We start from the raw sequence: 19,076 nt of genomic DNA, 5'->3' as shown, positions 1-19,076 counted from the left end.
GGCGCCGTACCGGAGCGTGCGCCGCTCAGCCGCCCCACAGGTCGCCGAAGGCGGCGCGCCGCGGGTCGGATCCGGCGCTGACGCTGACCCCTTGCAGGTGCGAGGTCTTGAGCATCGGATAGTTGGCCTCGCCGAAGACGCCGCCGGTCAGGCCGGTGCCGCCGTGGCTGGGCAGGTAGGGCAGGAAGCCGATGTGGGAGTCGTTGACCTTGAGCAGCCCGCCGTTGCGGACCCCGCGCAGGAAGGCGTCGACGACTTCGTCCGAGCGGGTCCAGAGGGAGTTGCGCAGTCCGTGCGCGCCCGCGTCGACGAACGCCAGCGTCTCGTCGAGGAGCGGGCCGTCGTCGCCCGGCCCGACGGAGACGACGGGGAGCAGCGGGAAGAACGTCTCCTGCTGCACCGCGTCGACGCGCCGGGCGGCCGCCAGCCCGTCGACGCGCAGCACGGTCGGCTCCAGGAAGACCCCGGTGTCCGAGCGCGTGCCGTCCAGCTCGGTGCGGTGGCCGCCGCACACGAGTTCGGCACCGGCGGTCCGGGCCTGGTCGAGCAGGGCGAAGAACCGCTCGCTGCGCCGTACCGGGGAGAGCAGCACCCCCTCGTCCTCGGGGTATCCCGGCCGGATCCGGGCGGCTTCGCGGACGATGCGCCGGGTCAGTTCGCCCGCGACGGCCTCGTGGACCAGGACGCGGTTGGGCGCCATGCAGATCTGCCCGGAGCCGTAGAACGCCTCGCAGGCGGCCCGGGCGGCCAGGTCGAGGTCGGCGTCCTTCCAGACGGTGACGGTGTCGTTGCCGGCCAGCTCCAGGATGGGCTTCTTGCCCTTGTCGACGCATCTCCGCTGGAGGCGTAGGCCCTCCTCGCAGCCGCCGATGTAGAAGATGTCGTCGACCAGCGGGCTGTCGACCCAGAGGTCGAGCGTCGACCCGGGGTTGCCGCAGACGACCCCGAGCGTGCCCGGCGGGGCGCCCATGTCCTCCAGGAGCGGGGCGACGAGCTCGCGCATGACGTACATCGTGCTGAGCGCGATGCTGCGCGGCGCCCGTACGACGACGGAGTTGCCCGCCATGAGCGCCAGCACGGCGAGGGCGGCACTGGGGGCCGGGGCGTTCTGCGGCGGGTTGAGGCAGACGACGCCGTCGGGGACGCGGCGCACGATCAGCCGTCTGCCGGCGTGCCGGAACTCGGTGTGCATCTGCCGGCGGTACCAGTCGCCGCTCTCCTCGCCGTAGACCGCCAGCAGGCAGCTCAGCTCCCAGCGCGCCAGCTTCAGGGGGTGCGCCTCGGCGGTCAGCAGCCGGAGGAACTCGTCCTGGTGCCGGATGAGTTGCCGGCGGAAGGCGGCGCCCAGCTCCATGCGGCGGTCCAGGGGGACGGCGGCCCAGGCGGGTGCGGCCTCGGCGGCGGCCTCCAGGGCGCGGGCGTTGTCCCGGGCGGAGGCGACCGCGACCCGGCCGACCACATAGGGGTGGTCCGCCGCCGTGGAGTGGGGGTCGCGTTCCAGCTCGCGTTTGAGGGAGACGCTGGCGAAGACGTCCTCCAGGAGGGAGCGGGACGTGACGGTGTAGACCCAGCCGGTGCCCGGGACGTCCTCACCCGCGAGATAGGAGAGGTAGCTGCGTAATGGATGGTCGCGGGCGGCCGGTGGGGCGGGTGGGGACACCACTGGCCGGTTCCGGGACCCGTCGGCTTGCGTTCCAGAGAAAACCATCCGTCGACGCCCCCCAGACCTGCGGCTCGCTGCCCGTGTCCGGATCCTTACACGGCCATCTGACACGCGGCTGACAAGGCCGTCAGAGGGATGTCAGCCGCCCGGGCCACACTGGGCCGGGCCCTCGCCGGGCCCGTGTGACGCCCGGAGGGGCGGGAGGAGTGGGGGTGACGCCCGTGCGCGGGACCCGGACCTGGACGGCGGCCGCCGTGGCGGCCGCGGTGACGATCCTGTGCGCCGCGCCCCCGGCTTCGGGTGAGCCGCGCGCGGCGAGCGCGCCGTGCGTGACGCGCGAGGGCGTCGAGCACATCGACTGGACGGGCATGTGGTTCGACCACGACGTGGTGTGCGACAACTCCCCGAGCGAACTGCGCCTGCAGACGTATCCGACGAGCCCGGTGGTGTCGATGCTGCTGACCACCCGGAGCTGGGTCGTCTGCTGGAAGACCGGCGATCCGCCGCCGGGCGGAAACGAGTTCTACTACTACACACAGGGCAATGTGATCGTCGACCGGCCGGGTGCGAAGGGCTGGGGTTATCTGCCCGGCCATCTGCTGTACGCGGACGGTCACCCGGCGCCCGGGGTGCCCAAGTGCCGGTGGGCGTGACCGGACCCGACCGGGGAAGGAGGAAGCGCGTGAAACCGACAGCGACCGGGCCCGGCCGGCGGGGCCGGACGGCCCTCGCCATGTGCGTCGTCACCGTCGCGGCGCTGGCCGGGGCGGCGCCCGGGGCGGCCGCCGCTCCCGGCGTACCCGGCCCGCGGGGCATCTGCCAGATCAGGACCGGGGTCTCCCACACCGACTACGCGGGCAAGACCTTCACCACGGACCTGTACTGCGAGAACGTCGTCGCCGATGTGTACGCGAAGCCCGAGAACTACGCCACGGTGGTCGGCAAGCTCGTCACCACCCTGAGCTGGTTCGTGTGCTGGGAGACCGGCGAGCTGCACGCCGGCCAGAACCGCGTCTGGTACTACACGCAGGGCGACCGCATCCTCAACTGGCCGATGCGCAAGGGCTGGGGGTACGTCCCCGCGTACCGGCTGACCACCACGGTCGACCCGTTCCCCGGCCTGCCGCCGTGCGTGCCGTCCATGAAGGCCGTGGAGAGGGGCCACCGATGAGGCCGGCGGGGCGCCGGGCCGGGGCGGTGGCCGCCGCCCTCGCTGCGGCCGCGCTGTCGGTCACCCCGGCGGCGGGCGCGGGCTCGGGCACCGCCCCGGCCGGCCCCGCGCGCACCTGCTACCTGCGGGAGAACAGCCTTCACGCGGATACCCTCGGCAACTTCTTCACCAAGGACCTGTACTGCGAGAACGCTCCCGGGCAGCTCTACGGCCGGGCCGCCTTCCTCGCCCCCGTGACCGGCCTCCTCAAGACCACCACCAGCTGGTTCGTGTGCTGGACGCTCGGCGACCCGCACCCGGGCGGCAACAGCGTCTGGTACTACACCCAGGGCCAGGAGACCGTGCAGATCCCCTCCGTCCTCGGCTGGGGCAGCATTCCGGCCGACCACCTGTGGACCGACCAGGACCCTTACCCGGGACTCCCGCGCTGCCCGTGGCGGTAGACCGGATCCGTACCGGCCGGGCCCGTACGGTCGGTGCCCGGCCGCCTGGCTCGAACAGCGCTGTCCCCTGCGCGCGAACCGGACTTACTGTGCTTCCGACACCTCGTACGCGACGTCGTGGAGGGGGGTGGCGCGGTGGTGACGGAGTTGCGCTACCGCCTGCTGGGACACATGGAGGTGTTCCGGGGAACGACACCCGTGCCGCTCACGGCCGGAAAGCTGCGTGTCCTTCTCGCCACCCTGCTCCTCGGAGCCAACCGGACCGTCCCCTTCGACACCCTTGTCGACCGGCTGTGGGGCGAGAACCCGCCTCCCTCGGCGCGCAACACGGTTCACGTCTACACCATGCGTCTGCGCCGTGTCCTCGGCGAGGGTCCGGACGGCGCCCCGCTCGTACGGACCCGGCCGAACGGCTACGCGCTGGAGATCACCCCGCGCCAACTGGACGTGACGGCCTTCCACGAGCTGCTGGAGCGGGCCCGCGCCGCCCATACGACGGGTGCCGCGGTGGAGGAGTCCGCCCTGCTCAGCGAGGCGCTCGCGCTGTGGCAGGGGCCGGCGCTGCTCGACGTACCGTCCGAGTCGCTCCAGCGCGGCGCGGCCACCCGGCTGACGGACGAGCGGCTGCACGCCCTGGAGCGGCGGGCCGAGGTCGAGCTGCGGCTCGGCCGGCACGCCGAGATCGTCGGGGAGCTCGACGCCCTGACGCGGGAGCACCCCTTGCGCGAGCGGCTGTGGGCCGCTCTCATGCTCGCCCTGACCCGGTCGGGCCGTACGGGCGAGGCGCTGGCGGCGTACCGGCGGGTGCGCGGGCTGTTCCGCGACGAGATGGGCATCGACCCCGGCGAGCACGTGGACCGTGTGCACCAGCTGATCCTCACCGGGAACGCGGCTCCCGGCCGGGCGGAGGCCGGCGGGCCGAGAGCCCAGCGCGGCCCCTGGGAGGTGACGCCCTGCCAGCTTCCCCCGGCGCCGCGCTGCTTCGTCGGCAGAACCGGCCCGGTCCGTACCCTGACGCGGCTCCTGACCTCGCCGGCACACGGGCGGCGGGGCTCCCCCGGCGGGGCCGGCGAGGCCATGCCCGTGGGCATCGTCACCGGCCAGCCCGGCGTGGGCAAGACGACGCTCGCCCTGCACGTCGCCCACGCGGTCCGGGCCCGCTTCCCCGACGGCCAGCTCTACGTCAACCTCCAGGGCCACTGCCGCGCGGCCCCGCTGGCCCCGGCCGTGGCCCTGGGCCGGTGCCTGCGGGCGCTGGGGCTGCCGGCCCATCAGGTCCCCGCCGACGAGGAGGAGCGGGCCGGCCTCTACCGGAGCCTGCTCGCCGACCGGCGGGTGCTGGTGCTGCTCGACGACGCCGCCGAGCCGCGCCAGGTGCGGCCGCTGCTCCCCGGCGGCCCGGGCTGCGCGGTGATCGTGACGAGCCGGGACGACCTGCGCGGGCTGGCCGCCATCGAGGGCGGCCACCGGATCCGGCTCACCACGATGACCGACGAGGAGTCGGTGGCCCTGCTCACCGGCCTGCTCGGGCCGGCCCGGGCGGACGCGGAGCCCGGGGCCGTACGGGCACTGGCGGCCGAGTGCGCGTGGCTCCCCCTGGCGCTGCGGATCGCCGCGGCGAACGTCGACGCCCTGCCGCGGACGCCGGTGGCCCGCTACGTCGACGTCCTGCGCTCACGCGGCCGGCTGGCCCAGCTCGTTTCCCCGGGTGACGAGGGAGCGGCGGTGCGGGCGGCCTTCGACCTCTCGTACCGGAGGCTGTCGGAGCCCGCGGCGACCCTCTTCGCGCGGCTGAGCCTGCTGCCGGGCCCGGACTTCGCCGGTCCGGCGGCCGGGGTGCTGATGGACCGCTCCCCCGCCGGGGCGGCGCCGCTGCTGGACACGCTGGTCTCCGCGAACCTGGTGTCCGCCGGCGGCGGTGGCCGCTACCGGGTGCACGACCTGCTCGGGGAGTACGCCGCCGCGCGGGCCGAGGGCGACGCGGGCGCGCCCGCGGCACGCGCCCGGCTCTTCGACTTCTATCTGACGACCGCTCGCGCCGCCACGGCGCTCCTCCACCCCCGGCCCCGCGGACCGTCGCACCCGCCCGCCCCGGGCACCGGGTGCCCGGGGCCGAGGGACGAGGCGGAGGCGCTGGACTGGCTGGACGGCGAGCTGCCCAGCCTGGTGGCCTCCGCGCGCCGGGCGCTCGACCTGGGCCGCCTCGACCACGCCTGGCGCCTCGCGGACGCCCTGCGCGGCTACTTCACGTCCCGGGGGCACGGCGCCGAGGGGCTCGCGGTGTGCGACGCCGCCCTGGTCGCGGCCCGCCGGGCGGGGAACGAGCGCGCCGAGGCGTCCGTACTCGGCCTGCTGGGCGACATCCACTTCCTGCTGAGCGGCTACGAGGAGGCCGACCGGTGCCACAGCCGGTCGCTGGCGATCAGCCGCCGGACCGGTGACGTCTCCGGGCAGGCCGGCAGCCTCTTCAGCCTCGGGCTGGCCAATGTCCACCTGGGCCGTCCCGGGCACAGCATCCGCTATCAGGAGGAGGCCCTGTCGCTGGCCCGGCGGGCGGGCGACGTCGACGCGCAGGCGCTGACGCTGCACCACATCGGGGTCGCCGAGCTGCTGTCGGCCCGGCCGGGCCTCGGGCTCCGCAGACAGGAGCAGGCGCTCGCCCTCAGCCGGCGCACGGGCAACGGCGCCACGCTGTGCCAGGCGCTGTCCGGCACCGGCATCGTGGCGTGGTTCCAGGGCGACCTCGCCGCCGCGCTGGCGGCGTTCTCGGAGTGCCTTGAGCTGGCCCGGCGGCTAGGGAACCCGCATCTGGAGAACAACGCCCTGTCGCATCTCTCCGGCACCCGCTGCGACGCGGGCGACTACGAACAGGCCGCCACCGACGCCGGTCAGGCGATCAGCCTCAGCCGCTGGACCGGGGAGAGGGTCCACGAGGCGGCGGCCCTGGAGGCCCTCGCCACGGTCCGGCGGTGCACCGGGGACACCACGGCGGCGCTCACCGACTACCACCGCGCCCTGAGCCTGGCCCGCGAGCTCCACTTCGGCTACGGCGAGGTGAGGGTGCTCACCAGCCTGATCGAGGCGTACCGGGCCGACGGCCGGCCCGCCCGGGCCCTGCACTACGGCCGCCAGGCCCTGGGCAGGATCCGGGCGACCGGGCTGCTCCTGTCCCGGACCCGCGCCTTCGCCGGCATCGCCCACGCCCATCTCGACCTGGGCGACCGGCCGCGCGCGGTCCGCTACGCCGGGCGGGCGCTGGAGCTGGCGCGCCGGCACGGCCAGCGGCTCGTCATGGCCAGGTCCCTGTATGTGTACGGGCTGACGCAACAGGCCCTGCACGGCCCGGAGGCAGCGCTTCCGCACTGGCGCGCCGCCCTCGCGGTCTTCGAGGAACTCGGCGTTCCGGAGCGCAGGCGGCTCGGCGAGCTCGTCGCGGCCTGAGCGTCCTCGTCAACGGCGTCCTCCGCGCCCCGGCGGACCGAGCCTGCGCCGCGTTCGCCGCCGCCCGGCCCGCCGGGGCGCGGGAGTGCGGCGGTCTCAGTTCCAGGGGTTGGCCGGCTGGTCGTCGATGGCCGTCCAGAAGCGGGTGCCGAGGGGCACGTCGCCGTAGGCCCAGAAGCTCCAGCCGCCCGAGTTCTGGAGGTCGGGACCGTACTTGCCGTCGTGGAACTCGGCCATGCGCCAGCCCGCGCCGAAGTTGTTGGCACAGACCGCGTCGGCGACCGCGCGACCGGTCAGGCGGGTGCCGCGGATCGGGCCGGTGGCAGCGACCGTGCCCCGGGCCCAGCCCGCGTAGAAGCCGGGTGTGATGCCCGCGGGGGCGGGGCGGCCGTCGATTCTCAGGCAGAGCAGGGGCAGGGCCGTGGTCGTGGCGGTGTCGCCCTGGTAGGCGTTGCTCAGCGGACCACCGCCCACCTGCACCGTTCCGCTGGGGCCGTCCGCGAGCAGAGTCCAGGTCATGGCCTTCCCGTTGGCGTTCACGGAGGGAGCCGCGGCTGCCGCGGCGGGGGTCGTCATACCCCCCGCCACGGCCAGAGCCGCGGCACCGAGAGCGAGGACCGTCTTCGACGAGCGCATGTTTTCCCCTCACCGGACGTGACAGAGACGCATGGCGTGCGCTGGGGATTCTTCACGCTCTTCACAGAACATCCTAGGAGGGAACCGGACACCGCACAGGAGGGCTCGTCGGCCGGGTTCCGCGATGCGGACGGCCGGCGGTGGCGCACACCCGGCAAGGGGCCCGGACGCGGCGCGGGGCGGCCGGTCGTGTGATCGGCCGCCGTTCTCCGGCAGGGCGAGTGCGGTGCGGGCGGTGCTGCTGCCATCGTCGTGGCCTCCGGCCGGCGGAGGGAGAGATGTGGTGGCAGTGCTGTTCGCCGTCCTGGCCGCGCTGAGCAACGCCTCGGCCGTGGTGCTCCAGCGGGTGGCGGCGCGGAAGGTGCCCTCGGCGGACGCGTTCAGCCCGCGGCTGATGCTCGACCTGGTGCGTCACCCGGTCTGGCTGGGCGGCATCGCGGCGGTGGTGTGCGCGGCCGTCTTCCAGGCCCTGGCACTGGCGGCCGGTTCGCTGGCCCTGGTGCAGCCGATCGTCGTCACCGAACTCGTCTTCGCGATCGTGATCGCGAGCGTGGTCTTCCGGCGCCGGCTGCCCTTCCACGGCTGGGCGGCGATCGTCTCGGTCACGGCGGGCGTCGCCATGGCGCTCGTGGCGGCGGCCCCCGCCGGTGAACGGATGGACGTCACCTGGCAGAAGTGGGGGATCGCGCTGGCGGTCACCGTCGGGGTGACCGCGCTGTGCGTCCTCGCCGCGCTGTCCCGTCCCCGGGGCAAGGCGCGTGCGGCGCTCTTCGCCACCGCGGCCGCGATCGGGTACGCGCTGACCGCGGCCCTGATGAACTCCGCCGTCGGCGTCTTCGACCGGTACGGCGCCGGCGCCTTCTTCACCTGCTGGCAGACGTACGCCTTCGGGGCCGTGGGGGCGGGGTCGCTGTTCCTGCTGTCGAACGCGATGGAGTCCGGGCCGCTCCTGGCCTCGCAGCCCGCCCTGATCCTGGGGGACGCGCTGGTGAGCGTCTCGCTGGGCGTCCTCGTGTTCGGGGAGGCGATCCGTACCGGCTGGTGGCTGGTCCCCGAGGTCCTCGGCCTCGCCCTGGTCACGGCCGGGGCGCTCGTGCTGCCCCGGGTCGAGTCACGGGCCTTCGCGCCGGCCGGGGGCTGAGCCGTGCCGACCCGGTCGCGTTCCCGGTACCGCGGACGAGCCGGGTCGAGGAAGGGCGGATCCGTGAAGTCCGCCCCTCCCGCCGGGACACCGCCGCGGTCGCCGAAGCCGGTGGGGCCCGTCAGCGCCCGCGAACGGCCGGCGGCGGACGTCACGCGGCGAGGAGCTCGGGCGTCCCGGCCGGCCGCCGTGTGGTGGCCAGCGTGGGGTAGTCGGTGTATCCGGTCTCCCCTCCCACATACATCATGTGCCGGTCGCGCACCTGGTTGAGCGGTGCGCCGACGCGCAGGCGCTCGACCAGGTCGGGGTTGGCCAGGAACGCCCGGCCCAGGGAGATCAGGTCGGCTCCCGCGGCCAGCAGCCGCTCGCCCGCGTGCCTGCCGCCGTCGGCGGGCAGGGGGCCGCCCCAGCCCAGCGCCGGGTTGGCCATCAGCGTGCCCGGCCAGGCCGCCCGGATGCGCTGGAAGAGGGGCTGGTCCGGGTCGGCGAAGACGAAGTGCAGATAGGCCAGTCCCGCGTCCGCGAGCGCGTCGACGAGGGCCGGGTAGAGGGCCTCGGTGTCGCCCTCGTCGATGCCGTTGACGGTGACTCCCGGGGAGATCCGCAGGCCCACGCGGTCGGGGCCGACGGCCTCGGCGACGGCCTGGACCACCTCGACGGCGAACCGGATGCGGCCGGCGACCGAGCCCCCGTAGCCGTCGGTGCGGCGGTTGGTGTTCCGGGCCATGAACTGGTGCAGGAGGTGGCCGTTGGCGGCGTGCACCTCCACTCCGGAGAAGCCGGCGTCGACGGCGTTGCGTGCGGCGGTGGCGAAGTCGGCCACGGTGGAGCGGATGTCGTCGAGGGTCATCTCCCTGGGCACGACGGATTCCTTGCGCCCGGTGGGGGTGTGGATGGTCTCCGGGAGCGGGACCGGCGAGGGGGCGAGGGGGGTCAGCCCGCTGTTGTCGGGGTGGCCGACCCGGCCGCCGTGCTGGAGTTGCAGGAACATCCGGCCGCCCTCGGCCCGTACCGCGTCGGTGACCTGCCGCCACCCGGCCACGTGCTTCTCGTCGTGGATCGCGGGGATGTTGGGGTAGGTCTGCCCGACGGCGTTCGGGGTGGCGGCCTCGGCGATGATCAGGCCCGCGGAGGCGCGCTGGGCGTAGTAGGTGGCCATGATCGGCTGCGGGACGCCGTCGGCACCGGCACGGTTGCGGGTCAGCGGTGCCATGACCAGGCGGTTGGGCAGCGAAAGGGGGCCGAGGCGGGTGGGTTCGAAGAGGCGGGAGAGGTCTGCGGTGTTCGTCATGCCGGTACGGTAGGAGTTGACACTGGTGTCAGGTTCAAGTCCCGTCATGGCGTGCGAGGTGGGGAATGCGGATCGGTGAGCTGGCGCGGCGCAGCGGGGTGAGCGAGCGTTCGTTGCGCTATTACGAGGCGCAGGGGCTGCTGAGGGCGGAGCGTACCCCCGGTGGCCAACGGCGGTACGGCGAGTGGGCGGTCGACCGGGTCATCCGTGTGCAGGCACTGTACGCCGCGGGGCTCAACAGCAAGAAGATCGCGGTGCTGCTGCCCTGCATGCGGGACGCGGACGGCGGTCCTTCCGAGAACGCCACCCCGCAGCTGGTCACCGAGCTCACCACGGAGCGGGAACGCATCGACCGGATGATCACGGATCTGGTCCGCTCCCGGGACGTCCTGGACGAAGTCATCACCACGGCCTCGCTCGGCGCGCACACCTGACCACCGGCCCTCGCGCCGGGACCGCCGCGGGCAGCGCCGGGCGGGCGACGCGCTCCGGCACCCTGTACGTCGACGTCGACCTGCGCGTCGGCGGAAATCTGAGGCTGGTGACCGGACCGGGGATCGTGGTCGACGCCGACGACGTCACGTACAGCCGCGGTGACGTCAAGGTCCGCCCGGTCACCGGCCCGGAGGCTCCGGTGCGACTGCGCGTGGTACTGAGCGGCCGGTCCACCGGCGGTGACATCGTGGCCCGGCCGCCACGGCACACACCCCGGCAGTGGCTCGGCCGGCGGCGTTGAGCGACCCACGGGCGACGTGCGGGCGGACGTTCTCCACCCCGGGCGACTTCCGCTACCACTGCAAGGTTCACCCGATCGAAACGGGCATCGTCAAGGTGTTCTTCCCCGCCGACTGAACCGGCCGTCCGGTCCACCGGTACCGCCGGGCAGAGCCGTTCGCGGCTTGCCGAAGGCTCGCGCTCCGGGGAGGGCCTAACTCGCGCGCGGCGCGGAGGCGCCGTCGACGTCCAGGACGGCCTCGACGTCCACCGTGACGTCGATCATGTCACTGACGACGACGCCTCCCCGGTCGACCACGTCGTTCCAGCTCACCCCGAAGTCCTGGCGGTCGATGCGGGTCGTGGCGGTGAACCCGGCCCTGCGCCGGGGGCCCGCGTCGCGGCCGTCCTCCCACCAAGGGGTGTCCCACTGCCCCAGATACGTGACGTCGAACGTCACGGGGCGGGTCACTCCCCGGATGGTGAGATCGCCGGTGACCTCGAACTCGGTCGCGCTCGCCTGGTGGACGCGCGTTCCCGTGAAGGTCCACAGCGGGTGGTTCTCGCAGTCGAAGAAGTCCGCGCTACGGAGGTGCGCGTCGCGGTGTTCCTCGCCGGTGTACACCTGGGTGGCGTCGATCACCGCCTCCACCCGGGCGTTCTCCGGGTCGTCGGGATCGGCCTCCAGCGAGCCGCGCACGTTCTTCAGCTGCCCGCGCACATAGGTGACCATCATGTGTCTGGCGCGGAATTCGGCGCCGGTGTGGCCGGGTTCGAAGAACCATCTGGTGACGCCCATGGCACCTCCCGGGCGGGGTCCCGGCCGGGTGGCCCGCACCCCTCGACGCCAGGATAGGCCGCGGGTGTCCCGTGCGCCCGCGGGCGTCCCGGCCAAGGGCCGCCCCCGGGGCCGCCGCGCCGGGACGCCCCGGACAGCGGGCGGCCGCGGCCTCCCGGCGCCTCGTCGCCCGCCCCGCGCGCGGGTTCAGTATCCGATCGTGAAGCGCCGCTGGACGAAGCGGGGCAGTTCCACCTCGTCGATCAGGGCCACGGCGGCGTCCTCCGCGGAGACGCGGCTGAGTCCGGCGGCGTCCCGGACCGCTTGGTCGCCGCCGATGCGGAAGCGGCCGGTGCGTTCGCCGGGTGCGATGTCCTCGGCGGGGCTGAAGTAGGTCCACAGCCGGTTCGAGGTGCGCAGGACGTTCAGGCCGTCCCGGGCTCCGCGGACCGCGGCCGCGTACTCCCGGGGCAGTCCGACGCGGTCGAGGGTCTCGTACAGCCGGTCCTCGTCGTCGGCCAGCACCACTCCGGGCGCCGTCTCCAGGCTGCCGGCCCCGCCGATCACGATCAGCCGGGTCCTGGGGTGCCCGTCCAGGGCTTTGAGCAGCGCCCGGGCGGCCGTGGTGTGGACCGTGGGGTCGGCTATGGAGCGCTCCAGGGTGTCCGCGAGGTCCTTGGCCGCGTTGCCCGGCTGGAATCCGCTGATCAGTACGTCCAGGCCGGGCAGGACGGCGGCGATGCTCGCGGCGTCGAGGACGTCGACGCCGGCCCAGGTGACGCCCGGGCGGCTCTCGTCGATCTTCGAGGGGTCGCGGGTGAGCGCCGTGACGCGGTGCCCCCGGTCAAGTGCTTCCGTGACGACCCTGCTGCCGATGGTGCCGGTGGCGCCGATCACTCCGATGTGCATGGCTCTCCCCTTGCTGTTCCGGCGGCTGCGGGCGGCTCCCCGCCGCCCGTCTGCGCTCTGTGAAGAAACTATACGCCGTGAAGTTTTCTCACAACCACCAATAAAGTGACGCTGTAGAGTGACGGAGTGACAGGTACCGGGACCACAGGGCGGCGCGCACGGCTGCGGGCCGAGACGACCGCCGAGATCAAGAGCGTGGCGCTGGGGCTGATGGCCTCGGGCGGCCCCGGTGCGATCACACTGCGCGCCATCGCCCGCGAGATGGGCATGACCGCCAACGCCATCTACGGCTACTTCGCCACCCGCGACGAGCTGGTCACCACGCTCATCGACGACGTGTACACCTCGCTCGCCGACGCCGCCGGGGACACCGACCCCGCGGCCGCCCCCGCCGACCGGATCCGGGTGTGGGCGCACGCCTTCCGGGGCTGGGCACTGGCCAATCCCGAGGGTTTCCGCCTCATCTACGGCGACCCCGTGCCCGGCTACCAGGCCCCCGAGGGCGGCGCCGCCCCGGACGCCGCGCACCGGGTCTGCGCGAGCCTGACCGCCCTCGCGGCGGCCGCCTGGCCGCGCGCCGAGCGCCTCTACGCGGACAGCGACTTCCAGTGGTCCGACTTCGACCCCGCGCTCCTCGACAAGGTCCGCCCGGCCTTCCCCGGTCTTCCTCCCGCCGGCGTGGCGCTGGCCCTGCGCATCTGGGGCCATCTGCACGGCCTGGTGACCCTGGAGATCTACGGCCATCTGCACACCCAGACCACGAACCCGGACAAGCTCTTCCGCGACGAGCTGACCCAGCTCATCCGGTCCCTGGACCTCACGCCCGAGAGCTGACGGCCCTCCGCACGACGACGGGTGCGCCCCGCGCGACGGCCGGGCGGAAGACACCCCCGGACACCACCCATGACAAGGGGCGGCGAGTCCCCCCGTGGATCCGCCGCCCCTTCGCGCGCGCCCGCCCGGTCCAGGCCGTTCCAGGTCCCGTCCGCGGGGGCGCGCTTCGGCCAAGTGTGCCCGACCACCCATCCGAACTGAAGTCTTTTTCTAGAAGGAACTTCTAGTTTTAATGACGGGCCCGCCTCTCCGAACCGCCCTGTGGAGGCTTTTGTTCACCTCTTCGAAGAAGATGCCGCCGATGCCCGGCGGAGTGGTGCGGCACGAGAAGCGTTGCCTCCTGCCCCGCCCGCGTGGAGGCTGTCTCCCCGAGGTGCCGCGTGTCCGGCGCGGCCGAGCAGGCGGGAGAGACGGCGGATGAGGTTCGAGGACGGGGTTCCGTTCGTGGTCCGGCTGGAGGCCGAGGACCGGCAGGCGCTCTTCGAGAGCGGGACGCCCCTCGTCTTCCCGGCGCGGCAGGTGCTCCTGCGGGAGCACGAGCCCACCGCGCACGTGCTGATCCTGCTCTCCGGCTGGACGAAGGTGACCTCGGCCGCCGCCAACGGCTACGAAGCACTGCTGGCCCTGCGCGGACCCGGCGACATCGTCGGGGAGGGCGCCGTGCTCAGCGGACGGCCGCGCGGTGCGACGGTGACGGCGCTGAAGCGGGTCGAGGCCGTCGCCGTGGACGCCGGCCGGTTCAGCGGCCTCCTGGCGGAACGGCCCGGCATCTCACGGAAGCTGCTGGCGCTGACCTCGGACCGGATGCGCGACAGCGACCGCCGCCGCGTGCAGTACGCGGCGCTGAACGTACAGGAACGGCTGGCCCTGCTGCTGCTGGAGCTGATCGACAGTCATGGCGAGGACTCGGCCGAGGGCGTGGAGCTGACGCCCGGCCTCACCCAGAGCGAGCTGGCCGGCTCGGTGGGCGCCTCCCGGGAAGCCGTCGCCCGGCTGCTGAAGGGGCTGCGGGAGCGGGGGATCGTACGCACCAGCCGCCGGGGCCTGGTGGTCGTACGCCCGGACGTGCTGCGGAAGATGGTGCCCCGGGAAAACCGGTGATGGAGACTCCGGTTGTCCCGGCCCCGGGCCGGGCACGGTACCAGGTCGCTGTGTGTACGTGGTCACAATGGGAATGTGCTAGGTTCCGTCGCCTCAAACTCCGTATCGGTGGCATCTTTTCGGTGTCCCGAAGGGCCGTGACGGCCCACGTCTCCAGCGGAAGGCGGCCATGCGCGAGCCTGTCAACCGGACCATCCTCCTCCTCGACATCGAGCGGTTCAGCCGCCGCGACGACGTGGTGCAGGCGGTGCTCCGGCGCACCCTGAACACGGTCGTCGACCAGACCCTGGTGACAGCCGGTGTCGAGGCCACCCAGCAGTACCGCGAGGACCGGGGGGACGGTCTGATCGTGCTCCTCAGCGGGGACGTGGCCAAGACCGCGGTCCTGCGCGCGCTCCTCACGGTCACGCCCGAACTCCTCCACGACCACAACCGGCTGGCCTCGGGCAGCGCCCAGATGCGGCTGCGGATGGTGCTCGCCGCCGGCGAGGTCGCCCACGACCCTCAGGCGGGCACCACCGGCGGACTGGTCGGACACGACCTCAACCAGGCGTTCCGGCTGCTGGACTCCGACGCCTTGCGCGACGCCCTCGCCGCCCGGACGGACGCGCACTGCGTCCTCGCCGTGAGCACTCCGGTGTACGAAGGGGTCGTCCGGCACGGCCACCGCGGCGTCCGGCCGGAGCTGTTCCGGCGAACGGACGTGACGGTCAAGGACGGTGTGCTGTCCGCCTGGCTCCACCAGGGCGAAGGGTCCCCGGCCCCGGAGGGAGCGGCGGACGGCGGGTCGCGCGAGGCCGCCGGGTGGGAGCGTCCGGCGGCCGCCCCGTCCGGCGGCCACCGGGCCCAGGCGCCGCCCCGGCCCGAGGCACCGCCGCAGGAGCGGCCCGCCGGCGCGGTCTTCCACTTCCACGGCGCCCCGGTGATCCACGGCTCGGTGGTCGGCGGCGATCAGCACGGGGTGAGCGGCGGCACGGTGAACGGCGATGTCGTGCTCGGCGGATCCGTCACGAAGCAGGCGGCCGACGGCCGTACCGGCGACGGCCGCGGCGACGGCGCCCGGAGCCGGAACGGACAGGGCGGAAACGGCCGGGACGAGAACGGGGGCCGGTCGTGAACGCACCTCACGAGCACCCCGCTCCGGGGGCCGAACCGGCCGGCGGGCCGATGGGCGGACCGGTGGGCGGACCCGACCGGGCACAAGGCGCTCCGGCCGGCCCGGAGGCACCCGCCGAGCCGGACCCCGGCCCGGGCCACGCCCCGGACCCGGACGACCCGCACGCCGAAGCCGACACCGAATTCGAATACGCCTGGGACTCCCGTCAGGACCTCTACCGCCACAGCCCGGCCATCGTGCTCGGCCGCGCCGCGCAGCTGGGCGGCTCGCTCGTCGGCGGCGACCAGCACGGGGTCAGCGGCGGCCAGGTGACCGGCGATGTGATCCTCGGCGGCAGCAAGGTCGAGTACCACCTGGGCGGGGACGGCGAGGAGCGGTCCGGCGAGATCCCCGTCGCGGAGGTGGAGACGCTGGCCGGGCACTTCGTCTTCCCACCGCACGCCGAGGACGCCGCCTCCGCCGACCCGGCGTCCCACGCCGACGCGACCTGCGGCGAGTGGGAGCCCGGCAGCCCGTTCGACCTCGCGCTCACCAGGCTCAGGCTGCGTCGCGTGACCGTCCTGTCCGGCCCCGCGACGACCGGCCGGCAGGCCGCGGCCCTCATGCTGCTGCGCGCCGTGGGCTCGACCGGTTACCGCGCCCTGGACCCGGCCCTCTCCCCCGGGCGCCTCGCCGGGGAGTTACGCGAGCGGTGCGGGCATCTCGTCGCCGACTTCCCCACCACCGCCGAACGCCCGCTGCGCGAGCACCACTTACGCGCCCTGAGCGAGAGACTGCACACGCTCGACGGCCATCTGGTCATCGTGGTCGGACCGCACCCGGTCGTCCACGGCGACGACGGGCACGTACCGTGGCGGCCCCCGGAGCCCGCCGCGCTGATCCGCGGCCATCTGCGCCACAAGGATCTGGCCGGGCACCACGCCGACGACCTCCTCGCGCTGCCCGAGGTGCGGTCGGTACTCGGGCACCGCAGGCCCGTCGCGGAACTGGCCCGCTTCGCCGACCGGATCGCCGACCACGCCCGCGGCGCCCTCTCCCTGGCGGAGCTCGCCGGCTTCGGCCACTACGCCGCCGAGCAGCAGGTGCGGGAGTGGTTCGACAGCACGGAGCACTCCCTCCACGACAAGGCGTTCCTGATCGCCCTCGCCACCTTCGACGAGGCCCCCTACCCGCTCACGGCCGAGCTCAGCGACGTCCTCTTCGGCTTCCTCCAGCACATCGAGAACCCGGGGGAACCCACCCGCATCCCCGTCTTCGGCACCTCCAGCGCCCAGCGCGTCGAGCACGCCCGCGCCGACCGTTACCAGGAGGCCGAGGAGACCGAATGGGGGCCGGTGCTCCAGACGAAAGTGCAGTTCCGCGACCCGCTCACGGCCATCACCCTGCTCCGCGAGGTCTGGACCGGCCACCCGTCGGCCCGCCCCGCCCTCGTCGCCTGGCTGCGCCGGCTGGCCGACGACCCGCGTCCCGTCGTCCGCACCCGGGCCGCCTCCACGGCGGCCGTGCTGGCGCGGACCGACCTGCCCTCGACGATGGCACTGCTCATCCGGCCGTGGGCCGTCGAGCGGCGGCTGCGCGCCAGGCTGGCCGCGGCCAACGCGCTCGCCCTCGCACACCACTTGGGCGCGCCGCATGTGCCGCGCATCCTGCGGGGCTGGTGCACGACGCCCGACCACCGGCTGCGCCGGGCGGCGGTGCGCACGTACGCCCTGATCGGGGACGCCTTCCCCCGGGAGGCCGTCGAAGCGCTGCTGGAGGCGGCACGCGCCCTGGACGGGAGGAGCGCCCAGGCACGCCGTTCCTGGCCGGACGAACTCGACGAGCTCGCCCAGTCCGCGGCCACCCTGCTGCTCGCCGCCGGGCAGGACGCGGGCGCCTGCGCGGCCGGCGCCGCCGCCGCCGAACTGTGGCCCGCGCTCGTTCCCCTGACGCGCGGTGGCACGGCCCGGGACCTCGTCCTGCGTACGGTCGTCCACGCCTGCGGCCCCACGGACGGCGCCGACGGCACCGGCCGCCCCCTTCTCCTCGACCTCTTCGCCCGTGCGGAGGCGGCGGCCGGCACCCCCGGCGGGCTGCTCCGGCAGTCGCTCGCCGCGCTGTGGCGGAGCGTCCTGAACGACCCGGTGTGCTCCGGGTCCGGCCTGGAGGCCATGCGCCGCTGGGTCCGGGCCGCCGGCCGCGACCCGGACGCCGAACGCGCCCTCGCGGAGCTGCTTCCCCTCCTGGCCGTGTCGGTCGAGGACGCGAAGCGGCTCACCTACCTGCTGGAGAACCTGCGGGACGGCGCGGGCCCCGAGCCGCTCGCCGTGGCCCTCCGGCTGCGCGGAACCCTGTTCCCGCCGACCGCTCCGGCGCCCTGTCCCGTGCCGTGACGCAGCCCGATCCCCGCGCCCGCCGGGTCCGGCGCACAGCCGCCGACCCGGTCGCGCGGGCCCGTCCCGTCCTCACCCGGTGATCTCCACGGCTCCCCGCCGCACCGAACCGTCCCAAGGAGCAGCAACACCATGATGAGCCAGCAGCCCCAGTGGCAGCAGGACGCCAACCGCCACACGCAGCTCGTCGACCCGGTCGTCACGATCCAGGAGCTGTCGCGCTTCAAGCCGCTGCGCACCACGCGCATCGACTACGCCCTCGTCTTCACCACCGCGCAGGGCGGCCTCGACGCCTATCTGCCGCCGAACCGCCCGAGCCGCACCGAGCTGGCCACCCGTCGCTGGACCAGCGTGTACGAGGTGGACATGGGGCTGCACGAGGCCGCCGCCGTCCTCGCGCTGCCCGGCAGCAATGACGCCTTCCTCTTCGAGGTGTCGATGAACTGCAGCTGGCAGGTCCTCACGCCCGCGGCCTTCGTCGCCAGCGGGGAACGCGATGTGCCCGGCATGGTGCAGCGGCTCGTCGACGACGCCGTGCGCCCGGTGCTGCGCGGGTACGCGATGGAGGACAGCGCGGCGGCGGAGCAGGCGGCGCAGCGGGCGCTCGCCGCCGCCGGGCCGCTGGGCGCGGTCGCCGGACTGCACGTCCGGTGCGGCATCCAGATCCGCCGGGACGAGGCGGCCCTGGCACACGAGCGGGAGCTGCGCGACATCGAGTTCGCGCGGCGGAAGCTCGATCCCCAGCACGCCCTGCTCATGCGGGAGGACGAACTGGCGGCGGAGCGGGCGGTCGCCCAGAGCGAGCACCAGCACCGCGTCGAGCTGCGGGCCCAGAACCTGGGCCACGAGCGGCGGATGGTCCAGGGCCGGCAGGAGCTGGAGTTGCAGGAGATCGAGGCGAAGAAGATCCAGTACTACACGTACTACCTGGAGCGCGGCGGGCCGTCGGCGATGGCCTTCCAGCTCGCGCGGCACCCCGAGGACGCGCGTCTGGTCATGCAGAACCTCCGCGAGGACCAGCTGCGGGCCATGCAGAGCCAGCTCCAGGTCGCGCTGCAGGCGCTCGGCGGGGGGCCGGGCGGTCTGGAGGAGCACCAGCTGGACGAGCCGCGCAGGCTGGCGGCGAACGTGATCAGGGAGGTCCTCAGCGCCAAGCTCCCGCTCTCGGCGCCGGACGGCGTACCGCCGGTCGAGGGCACGGTGGGCGTACCGCCGGTCGAGGGCGCGGCACGGGAGGAGGTGGCCGGAGGCCCCGCGGAGCCGGGTGACGACGTCATCGTGCCGGCGGACGCCCCGCCGCGGGCGCCGGTGGACGCCCCGGCCCCGCCGGCCGCGCCGCCCCGGGCCCCGGTGAACGGTACGGCTCCCCCGGCCGCGGGGCCCGTCTTCGGGTACCGGACCTCGACCCCGCCCGCCGGTCAGTGACCGCCGGCACTCCGGAACCCGTCACCCCGGCACGGGCCGC

The 19,076-nt window shown here is 74.2% G+C and carries 17 protein-coding genes; 12 read left to right on the top strand and 5 right to left on the bottom strand.

Translation table 11 applies throughout. The features are described from left to right. Positions 1–25 precede the first annotated feature (25 nt). Entirely contained in the window at positions 26–1,663 is a 1,638-nt protein-coding gene (locus AF335_RS08200) for an aldehyde dehydrogenase family protein (RefSeq protein WP_244926957.1), read from the bottom strand. A 212-nt stretch (positions 1,664–1,875) separates the two neighbouring features. Here AF335_RS08200 and AF335_RS08195 point away from each other — a divergent pair, with 212 nt between their 5' ends. The 4 genes from AF335_RS08195 (at position 1,876) to AF335_RS08180 (ending at position 6,718) form a co-directional block, all read left to right on the top strand. Beyond that, positions 1,876–2,316 (top strand): hypothetical protein, encoded by a 441-nt coding sequence (locus AF335_RS08195; protein ID WP_102917591.1) that lies wholly within the window; start codon positions 1,876–1,878, stop codon positions 2,314–2,316. A 29-nt stretch (positions 2,317–2,345) separates the two neighbouring features. Then, positions 2,346–2,834: a hypothetical protein gene (locus AF335_RS08190; RefSeq protein ID WP_102917590.1), complete on the top strand. Its 489-nt coding sequence runs from the start codon at positions 2,346–2,348 to the stop codon at positions 2,832–2,834. Beyond that, positions 2,831–3,277, top strand: coding sequence for a hypothetical protein (locus AF335_RS08185; protein WP_102917589.1), 447 nt, complete (start codon positions 2,831–2,833; stop codon positions 3,275–3,277). Before AF335_RS08190 ends, AF335_RS08185 begins: the two co-directional genes overlap by 4 nt. A 135-nt stretch (positions 3,278–3,412) precedes the next feature. Beyond that, positions 3,413–6,718 carry an AfsR/SARP family transcriptional regulator gene (locus AF335_RS08180; RefSeq protein ID WP_146045467.1) on the top strand — a complete coding sequence of 1,102 codons (3,306 nt, stop codon included), beginning with the start codon at positions 3,413–3,415 and terminating at the stop codon, positions 6,716–6,718. Between the two features lie 96 nt (positions 6,719–6,814). Here the strand turns inward: AF335_RS08180 and AF335_RS08175 are convergent, their stop codons facing one another. Continuing rightward, positions 6,815–7,354 (bottom strand): flagellar hook-length control protein, encoded by a 540-nt coding sequence (locus tag AF335_RS08175; protein ID WP_102917587.1) that lies wholly within the window; start codon positions 7,352–7,354, stop codon positions 6,815–6,817. Between the two features lie 283 nt (positions 7,355–7,637). On the opposite strand from AF335_RS08175, the gene AF335_RS08170 reads away from it, so the two are divergent. Further along, complete coding sequence (locus AF335_RS08170; RefSeq protein WP_311775609.1) at positions 7,638–8,495, top strand: DMT family transporter; 858 nt, start codon at positions 7,638–7,640, stop codon at positions 8,493–8,495. A gap of 151 nt (positions 8,496–8,646) precedes the next feature. On the opposite strand, the gene AF335_RS08165 is transcribed toward AF335_RS08170, so the two are convergent. Then, complete coding sequence (locus AF335_RS08165; protein ID WP_102917585.1) at positions 8,647–9,786, bottom strand: alkene reductase; 1,140 nt, start codon at positions 9,784–9,786, stop codon at positions 8,647–8,649. A gap of 65 nt (positions 9,787–9,851) precedes the next feature. Between AF335_RS08165 and AF335_RS08160 the strand changes: the two genes are divergently transcribed. Beyond that, complete coding sequence (locus AF335_RS08160) at positions 9,852–10,220, top strand: MerR family transcriptional regulator (protein WP_102917584.1); 369 nt, start codon at positions 9,852–9,854, stop codon at positions 10,218–10,220. A gap of 107 nt (positions 10,221–10,327) precedes the next feature. Then, the gene (locus tag AF335_RS08155) at positions 10,328–10,522 is read left to right on the top strand and encodes a hypothetical protein (protein WP_102917583.1); all 195 of its coding nucleotides are present in this window, start codon (positions 10,328–10,330) and stop codon (positions 10,520–10,522) included. A 192-nt stretch (positions 10,523–10,714) separates the two neighbouring features. On the opposite strand, the gene AF335_RS08150 is transcribed toward AF335_RS08155, so the two are convergent. Then, positions 10,715–11,299, bottom strand: coding sequence for a YceI family protein (locus AF335_RS08150; protein WP_102917582.1), 585 nt, complete (start codon positions 11,297–11,299; stop codon positions 10,715–10,717). A gap of 186 nt (positions 11,300–11,485) precedes the next feature. Beyond that, positions 11,486–12,187, bottom strand: a complete 702-nt coding sequence (locus tag AF335_RS08145) for an NAD(P)-dependent oxidoreductase (RefSeq protein ID WP_102917581.1) — start codon at positions 12,185–12,187, stop codon at positions 11,486–11,488. A gap of 126 nt (positions 12,188–12,313) precedes the next feature. Between AF335_RS08145 and AF335_RS08140 the strand changes: the two genes are divergently transcribed. The 5 genes from AF335_RS08140 (at position 12,314) to AF335_RS08120 (ending at position 19,036) form a co-directional block, all read left to right on the top strand. Then, positions 12,314–13,021 carry a TetR/AcrR family transcriptional regulator gene (locus AF335_RS08140; RefSeq protein WP_102917580.1) on the top strand — a complete coding sequence of 236 codons (708 nt, stop codon included), beginning with the start codon at positions 12,314–12,316 and terminating at the stop codon, positions 13,019–13,021. 417 nt (positions 13,022–13,438) lie between these two features. Next, entirely contained in the window at positions 13,439–14,122 is a 684-nt protein-coding gene (locus AF335_RS08135; RefSeq protein WP_102917579.1) for a Crp/Fnr family transcriptional regulator, read from the top strand. Between the two features lie 169 nt (positions 14,123–14,291). Beyond that, positions 14,292–15,239: a hypothetical protein gene (locus AF335_RS08130; protein ID WP_228773150.1), complete on the top strand. Its 948-nt coding sequence runs from the start codon at positions 14,292–14,294 to the stop codon at positions 15,237–15,239. Then, a complete protein-coding gene (locus tag AF335_RS08125; protein ID WP_146045466.1) occupies positions 15,236–17,611 on the top strand; it encodes a hypothetical protein in 2,376 nt (791 codons plus the stop codon). Before AF335_RS08130 ends, AF335_RS08125 begins: the two co-directional genes overlap by 4 nt. Positions 17,612–17,743: 132 nt before the next feature. Next, the gene (locus AF335_RS08120; RefSeq protein ID WP_194963186.1) at positions 17,744–19,036 is read left to right on the top strand and encodes a PE-PGRS family protein; all 1,293 of its coding nucleotides are present in this window, start codon (positions 17,744–17,746) and stop codon (positions 19,034–19,036) included. Positions 19,037–19,076 lie beyond the last annotated feature (40 nt).

Source organism: Streptomyces eurocidicus, from assembly GCF_002891295.1.
Taxonomy (GTDB): Bacteria; Actinomycetota; Actinomycetes; order Streptomycetales; family Streptomycetaceae; genus Streptomyces; species Streptomyces eurocidicus.
Note: the sequence above shows the minus strand (reverse complement) of the source record. Positions and strands in the feature narration are given on the sequence as shown.